Source organism: Marinicella pacifica (genome assembly GCF_014636635.1).
GTDB lineage: Bacteria > Pseudomonadota > Gammaproteobacteria > Xanthomonadales > Marinicellaceae > Marinicella > Marinicella pacifica.
This window is the reverse complement of record NZ_BMEO01000028.1, coordinates 1-4,620: the sequence shown is the minus strand read 5'-3', so window position 1 is coordinate 4,620 and position 4,620 is coordinate 1. Positions and strand designations below refer to the sequence as shown.

General features: G+C 37.8%; 6 protein-coding genes and 1 pseudogene. 1 reads left to right on the top strand and 6 read right to left on the bottom strand.

Annotated elements, in window-relative coordinates; genetic code table 11:
* Nucleotides 1-366: 366 nt before the first annotated feature.
* The 6 genes and pseudogenes from IEV16_RS13195 to merR form a co-directional block, all read right to left on the bottom strand.
* Nucleotides 367-804: a MerR family transcriptional regulator gene (locus IEV16_RS13195; RefSeq protein ID WP_008110853.1), complete on the bottom strand. Its 438-nt coding sequence runs from the start codon at nucleotides 802-804 to the stop codon at nucleotides 367-369.
* 113 nt (nucleotides 805-917) lie between these two features.
* Complete coding sequence (merA, locus tag IEV16_RS13190) at nucleotides 918-2,357, bottom strand: mercury(II) reductase (RefSeq protein WP_008467329.1); 1,440 nt, start codon at nucleotides 2,355-2,357, stop codon at nucleotides 918-920.
* A gap of 20 nt (nucleotides 2,358-2,377) precedes the next feature.
* A pseudogene (gene merC / locus IEV16_RS13460) lies at nucleotides 2,378-2,797 on the bottom strand (organomercurial transporter MerC).
* The gene (gene merP / locus IEV16_RS13185; RefSeq protein WP_188366192.1) at nucleotides 2,797-3,081 is read right to left on the bottom strand and encodes a mercury resistance system periplasmic binding protein MerP; all 285 of its coding nucleotides are present in this window, start codon (nucleotides 3,079-3,081) and stop codon (nucleotides 2,797-2,799) included. The pseudogene merC and the gene merP overlap by 1 nt, the downstream one beginning before the upstream one ends.
* A gap of 127 nt (nucleotides 3,082-3,208) precedes the next feature.
* Nucleotides 3,209-3,475, bottom strand: a complete 267-nt coding sequence (locus tag IEV16_RS13180) for a mercuric transporter MerT family protein (protein ID WP_425562598.1) — start codon at nucleotides 3,473-3,475, stop codon at nucleotides 3,209-3,211.
* Nucleotides 3,476-3,665: 190 nt separating this feature from the next.
* Nucleotides 3,666-4,058 (bottom strand): mercury resistance transcriptional regulator MerR, encoded by a 393-nt coding sequence (gene merR, locus IEV16_RS13175; RefSeq protein ID WP_443093966.1) that lies wholly within the window; start codon nucleotides 4,056-4,058, stop codon nucleotides 3,666-3,668.
* Nucleotides 4,059-4,387: 329 nt separating this feature from the next.
* On the opposite strand from merR, the gene IEV16_RS13170 reads away from it, so the two are divergent.
* Nucleotides 4,388-4,570 carry a recombinase family protein gene (locus IEV16_RS13170; RefSeq protein ID WP_425562597.1) on the top strand — a complete coding sequence of 61 codons (183 nt, stop codon included), beginning with the start codon at nucleotides 4,388-4,390 and terminating at the stop codon, nucleotides 4,568-4,570.
* Nucleotides 4,571-4,620: the final 50 nt, after the last annotated feature.

The window sequence follows — 4,620 nt, the reverse complement described above, 5'->3', positions numbered from 1 at the left end:
CATTGGCCAAAAGGCTAAAGTTAACTAAAAACCATTGAAATAAATGGGGCGTTCATATATGTCCTGGATTATTAATTTCTCGGCTTTCACCTGTTGCTTGGCAACACATTAATCTAAATGGGGAATATGCCTTTAATAAAGACCGCAAAGAAATCGACTTAGCTGGTTTACTTAGTGATGTAGAATCAATAAGTTAAAGAATGCCATCTGTTTGTATTTCTAATTCAAAAGGTACTGCGCATCAAAGTGCCATTAAAAATTGGAGGTGTTGATATTCTATATGCTTGATATATACAAGCTAACATTGATAGAAAACAGATAAGCTAACAAGTTTTTAGTCGAGCCATGAACTGTTCTATAATTGTTCTAATTGCAAAACTCTTCAATTTGGTTTGTTACTAGATTTAAAAATACTTTTCTATGCTCGATTTTAGTAAGTAGCAGCTTTTGGATGTCTTCAGGAACTTTTCTTTCTCCTGCATCTATTGCCATTAGTAATGGCTTGATATCAACTACAAGAAGACCTGCCGCCCTTGCTGCTCGAATGAACTTTAATCTCTTTAATGCACATAAGCCGTAAAGTGAATGGCCTGACTTAGTTTTTTCTTCGCAGTGTACTAAGTTCTCAAGAACATAATTTCTTACCGTATGGACAGATGTTTGTGCAGCTAGTGCCAGTTGAGAAATACTCAAAGGAAAATCCAACGCATCATCATCACTACTAATGAACTTATTGATGTCAGGTATCTCTGTCAAAAAACTGACTTCACCAACAGGAATGTTTTCAACCTTAGATTTAATCATGATTTAGCATGCTTCCAATTTGTGTTGTTAATGGAATGCCTTAAGATATCTTGATTACATTCAATCAATTGGCACTCCATTAACATTTCTGTAAGTACATTACCGTTAAATGATTACCCTGCGCAGCAAGATAGCTCTTTAACGTCTTTGCTAAAGGTTTGAGCGCATAACTTCAATCCTTCAACCATCGTCAAATACGGAAATAGTTGACCTGCCAATTCTTCGACTGTCATTTTATTATGAATAGCAAGAGCCGCACTTTGAATCAGTTCTCCGCCTTCATGGGCTAAAATTTGTGCGCCTATCAGTTTTCCCGTGGATTCTTCAGCTACCAACTTGATAAAACCATCCGTTTCAAAATTTGCTAAAGCTCTTGGTACGTTTTCCATATCAAGTACACGACTTATCGTATTTATTCCTACCGCTGAAGCTTGTACTTCGGTTAGACCTACCGTAGCAACTTGTGGGTCGGTGAATATAACAGCAGGCATGGTAGATAAGTCGAGTTGCGCATTTCCACCTGTCATATTAATTCCAGCCCTACTTCCGGCAGCAGCAGCAACATAAACAAATTGTGGCATATTGGAGCAATCTCCAGCGGCATAAATGTTAGCTGTTGATGTTTCCATCATACTATTAACAACAATGGCACCACTTTTATCTGTTTCAACACCAACATTTTCTAAACCAAGCTTTCCAGTATTTGCATGGCGACCCGTAGAGATAAGCAATTTTTCAGCGATTAATGTTCCTTCGTTAGTTTCCAATGAAAAACCATTGCTATCATAAGAAACATGACTTGCTTGCGTATTATTAAGTACCCTAATACCTTCTTTTTCAAAGCACTCTGCCAGTTTTTCACCTAATAACGGATCTTCAGCATATAAAAGGGTATGTCTGGCTAGAATTGTCACACGGCTACCTAAACGGGCATAAGCTTGCGCAATTTCCAGAGCAACAACGGAGGAGCCGATGACAACTAGACTACTCGGTAACTCTTCTGCAAATAAGGCTTCTGTTGATGTCCAATAAGGTGTATCAACTAAACCCTTAATTGGCGGAATGCTTGGTGTAGAGCCTGTTGCAATTAAAATGCGATCTGCAACCAGTTCTTCTTCACTACCATCAGACTTGTGAACTAGCAAGGTATTTTGATTTTTAAAACGTGCATAACCTTTAAGTAAAGATAGCGCGGGATTACTCTCTAAAATACGTTGATATTTAGCATCGCGTAGTTCTTCGACGCGAGCGTTTTGCTGATGTGCTAATAAGGAGCGGCTAAGTTGTGGCTGAATATTTTCTAAACCATCAAACGGGTTAGTACGTTGCTGATGCGCTAATTGCGCAGCACGGATCAATATTTTTGAAGGAACACAGCCGACATTTACACAGCAACCTCCGATTACATCGGCTCCTTCAATGATAGTAACTCTTGCTCCGCCTTCTGCTGCTTTAATCGCACTGGCAAAGGCCCCTGAACCACTACCAATAATGGCTACATGTAATTGTTCTGGCTGGATGTCATTTGACGAGCAACAACTATTCGTTGACATATTTTATTCCTCTTAAAAAGTTAAGCGGTACAAGTTTCATCATCACAGCGTTTATTCGCTGGAGAAACCATGTCCCAAATTGATACAGCAACCATTAGTCCTAGCCCCGTATAAGTAACGTATGAACTCCACCCGTACTGGAACCAAGGGTATAAAGAGAGTAAAACCAAAATGGGGCCAATTGAACCGATAAAACTACGGTGCCATTGACGATGGCTAAACTAGCCTAAGATATTCATTGCCAGCGCTAATACTGCAAACAGTGGTAACAACGTATTGATAAATACCCCTTCCCACTGACTAAGAAATCCCATCCCAATTGCCGCACCAAGACTAGCTATCGCGGGAAAACACATGGCGCATCCCATTGCCGAAACAAGTGCACCTATAGAGCCTGCTTTATCTCCGATACGCGTAACTAGTTCTAAGGGGCTAAACATTACTTATTTTCACTTTTTAAATTTGAAGGGTAGCCAGCGTTGGTAGTCGCTGCAATTAATGCATTGATGTTGGTTTTAGTGTCATCAAAAGAAACAACAGCTAGCTTAGGCTTGTAGGTAACTTTCGCATTTTCAACGCCATCAACATTTTCTAATGACTTTTTAACTGTGATTGGACATGTCGCACAGTTCATCGTTGGCACTTCCAGTGTAACTGTTTTTACTTCAGCAAAAGCACCAAAACTAGAAAGTGAAAGCAGTGCGGTTAATATTAATTTTTTCATAATTAGCTCCAAATTTTAAAATGTTATAAATTTCTTGATCTGTATATTAAGCAAACAAAAGTATCCAATAATTACTGGTCACTAAAATTGTCGCAACTATAGCGCTCAGCCAGAAAATGACTTTTCGTTATTGCTGTTTCTTAGGAATTGCACAGGCCGTTCCCGGCTCACACTCTTCTACAGGACGGTAAATTTTCCAACCTGAGTAACCAAACAACAACACTACAAATGCGATAAATAATGGCCTATAGGGTTCAAATGCAGTTAAATTACCAATCCATGAGCCACTTACCCCAAGTAATAACAGGAGCAAAGGACCTACACAGCATACGCCTGCGCCTAATGCTGCTATGATGCCTCCTATCATTGGAAGGTTTGATTCTTTTTGATTCATATAGATACCTCATTAAGTGATAATGCAAGTGTATTGCATGTACCTAAGTACGGAGTCAAGGGTGATTTATAAAAAATTTATCTTTGATAATCTGCTACGACAGATACGGGGAATAAGCTAACTTGAATTAAGGCGCAGAAGTAAAATTGGATATGCTGTTTTAGTGGGAAATGGTAGTTAAGTGAATCATTTACTTCGGTTGCAACGAATCAATTATTGGGCAGTGGCTATCGTCATCATTATTTTGGCATTGTCCTAAATGTTCTTCCAAAGCGTGTTCTAACAACAACAAGTCAGCCATCTTTTTTTGTACTGCGATCAGTTTTTTATTAACTAATTCTTGTACTTTACTACATGGACTATCGTTTAACGCAAGTAACCCTTCAATCTCATTTAGCGTAAAACCTAATTCTTGAGAACGCTTGATAAAATGTATTCTATTTACCGTTTCTTTCGGGTAATGTCTATAGCCCTGCATAGGCTTTGGTGGTTGTTTAATTAAGCCTTTGCGTTCATAAAAGCGAATTGTTTCGACATTTACACTCAGTTCTTTAGCCAACATACTTATGGTTCGTTTAGACACGTTATCAATTACCTTACTGACTTTTTGTTTACTTACTTTATATCTAATTAAAGTGACCATCAATGAATACCAGTTTAAACATCGCTAATTGATTTTGTTTTTTCTTCTATTAAATAAGTAAAGTTACCGTTGTTACAACAATATTAAACCACAACAATGTATGGTTTATCCTTTTTCATTATCAAAGTCCAAATTAGTGTTATTACATGCAGTTCTACATGAGTACACCCTAAAGATACTGTTAATATATCACAGGCAATTACGTAATGACACCACTTAAATAAACCTATATAATATGACACCATCTAAATAGACCTAATTAGGCAAAAATGTTCATAAGAGCATATTTACGAGCATCAACTTCTGAGCAAGATGCAAATAGAGCAAAAAGCTCATTAAAAAAATTCGTTTCTGGCTTCAGCAAACGAATTGCTTCTTTTTATATAGAAAATAAATCTGGTAATTCTTTAGATAGACCAGAGCTAATTCGTTTATTGTCAACACCAACTTAAAACTGAGCCACTCCACCGGTTGAAAATTGAGCCACTATTTGTTGGTTTGA

Bases quoted from the DNA above. Each gene is read 5' to 3' on its own strand.
- IEV16_RS13195 (WP_008110853.1), bottom strand. From the start codon at position 804: ATGATTAAATCTAAGGTTGAAAACATTCCTGTTGGTGAAGTCAGTTTT.
- merA (WP_008467329.1), bottom strand. From the start codon at position 2,357: ATGTCAACGAATAGTTGTTGCTCGTCAAATGACATCCAGCCAGAACAA.
- merP (WP_188366192.1), bottom strand. From the start codon at position 3,081: ATGAAAAAATTAATATTAACCGCACTGCTTTCACTTTCTAGTTTTGGT.
- IEV16_RS13180 (WP_425562598.1), bottom strand. From the start codon at position 3,475: ATGAATCAAAAAGAATCAAACCTTCCAATGATAGGAGGCATCATAGCA.
- IEV16_RS13170 (WP_425562597.1), top strand. From the start codon at position 4,388: ATGTTCATAAGAGCATATTTACGAGCATCAACTTCTGAGCAAGATGCA.